Source organism: Nocardia sp. NPDC058497, assembly GCF_042720195.1.
In the GTDB taxonomy this organism is placed as follows: domain Bacteria; phylum Actinomycetota; class Actinomycetes; order Mycobacteriales; family Mycobacteriaceae; genus Nocardia.
Genome location: NZ_JBHXMY010000899.1, coordinates 1 through 1,629, shown reverse-complemented (window position 1 = coordinate 1,629; position 1,629 = coordinate 1). Strand labels below are relative to the sequence as shown.

The 1,629-nt window shown below is 64.2% G+C and carries 2 protein-coding genes; both read left to right on the top strand.

Annotated features, from left to right (window positions below):
* Positions 1-188 precede the first annotated feature (188 nt).
* Entirely contained in the window at positions 189-806 is a 618-nt protein-coding gene (locus ACFWPJ_RS32260) for an ANTAR domain-containing response regulator (RefSeq protein WP_189033992.1), read from the top strand.
* 277 nt (positions 807-1,083) lie between these two features.
* Positions 1,084-1,629 (top strand): ABC transporter substrate-binding protein (locus tag ACFWPJ_RS32255; RefSeq protein WP_378857233.1); only part of this gene is annotated, 546 nt, incomplete at its 3' end.

The window sequence follows — 1,629 nt, the reverse complement described above, 5'->3', positions numbered from 1 at the left end:
GGGTGTGCGCGACGTCACCGCGCTCGCGTTCACCGGCGGTTTCGGACCGCTCACTGCATTCTGTGCGGAAGCGAAAGGTACTCTTTACATCACTCGGTCACCCACGACGGGTTCTCGGCCGGCTCGTCCGGTGCCGTCGTCTGTCGTGGTGTGATCGACAGGCATCGGAATCCAGAGGGGTCGAACCTATGAGCACGAATGCAGCGGGCGCCGGCGCCACGCGTGAGGCCGCGGCCAAGCGCGTTGTCGTCGCCGAGGACGAGGCCCTCATCCGGATGGACCTCGTGGAGATGCTCAAGGAAGAGGGCTACGAGGTTGTCGGTGAGGCGGGCGACGGTCAGCAGGCCGTCGAGCTGGCCGAGGAGATGCGCCCCGATCTGGTGATCATGGACGTGAAGATGCCGCGCCGCGACGGCATCGACGCCGCCGCCGAGATCGCGTCGAAACGTGTTGCGCCCGTGGTGATCCTGACCGCGTTCAGTCAGCGCGACCTGGTCGAGCGGGCCCGCGACGCGGGCGCGATGGCCTATCTGGTCAAGCCGTTCACCAAATCCGATCTGGTGCCCGCGATCGAACTCGCGGCGAGCCGTTTCCACGAAATCACCGCGCTGGAAACAGAAGTCGCGAATCTGTCGGACCGATTGGAGACGCGCAAACTGGTCGAGCGGGCCAAGGGTGTGCTCATGCAGACCCAGGGTCTGTCGGAGCCGCAGGCGTTCAAATGGATTCAGCGCACCGCGATGGATCGGCGCACGACCATGAAGGCGGTCGCCGAAGTCGTGCTGGAGAACCTCACCCCGCAGTGACGCTCCGAACGCGCCGCTCCGGGTCTCGCGTCGAAAGCCGAAAAACTTTACGCAAGCGAAACAATAATGTGAACTACGACTGGACATGATGCGTCCGACATGATGCGAATGTGATGCGGATCTAACAAACCGGCGATATGTTCTGTCCGGGCTGAACGTGGTCGGCCCCCTCGGTGACCCCGGGGAGCACAGGACATAGAGGTGAGACGTGCTCAGTTCGACATGGCGCAGTCGTTCGACGCGAGGAGTTCTGGTAATCGGAGCTGCCGCGTCGTTGGTGTTGTCCGGATGCAGCGACAAGTCGTCCGACGGCGGCGGTGGCGGCAACACCGATCTCTCGATCCAGCCGGTAGTTCAGCTCGACACCCAGGGTAAGGCCGTCGCGCAGACCGACGCGGGCGCGGCCGCCGATCCCGCGGGTGACGGCAAGGCCAAGTGCGCGCCCCAGACCATCGCGATGGCGGGCCCGCTGACCGGCGGTAACGCCGCGCTCGGCATCAACATCATCAACGGCGTCAAGCTGGCGCTCGACCAGCACAACAAGGCCAATCCGGATTGTCAGGTGTCGGTCAAGCAGTTCGACACCGAGGGCAAGCCGCAGATCGCCAGCCAGGTGATCCCGACGATCGTCAGCGATCCCAGCATCGTCGCGTTGGTCGGCCCCACCTTCTCGGGTGAGACCAAGGCGACCGGCCAGATCCTCAGCGAGGCGGGCATGCCGACGCTGACCGCCTCGGCCACCAACCCTGTCTCTTATAAACAAAACCCATCCCACCAAACCGGAATACATCGCGGGTTGGGGGATGGGTGTTTGAGAGTGGGG

What these genes read in the sequence shown, in the direction of transcription:
- ACFWPJ_RS32260 (WP_189033992.1), top strand. Translation starts at nt 189, where the DNA reads ATGAGCACGAATGCAGCGGGCGCCGGCGCCACGCGTGAGGCCGCGGCC.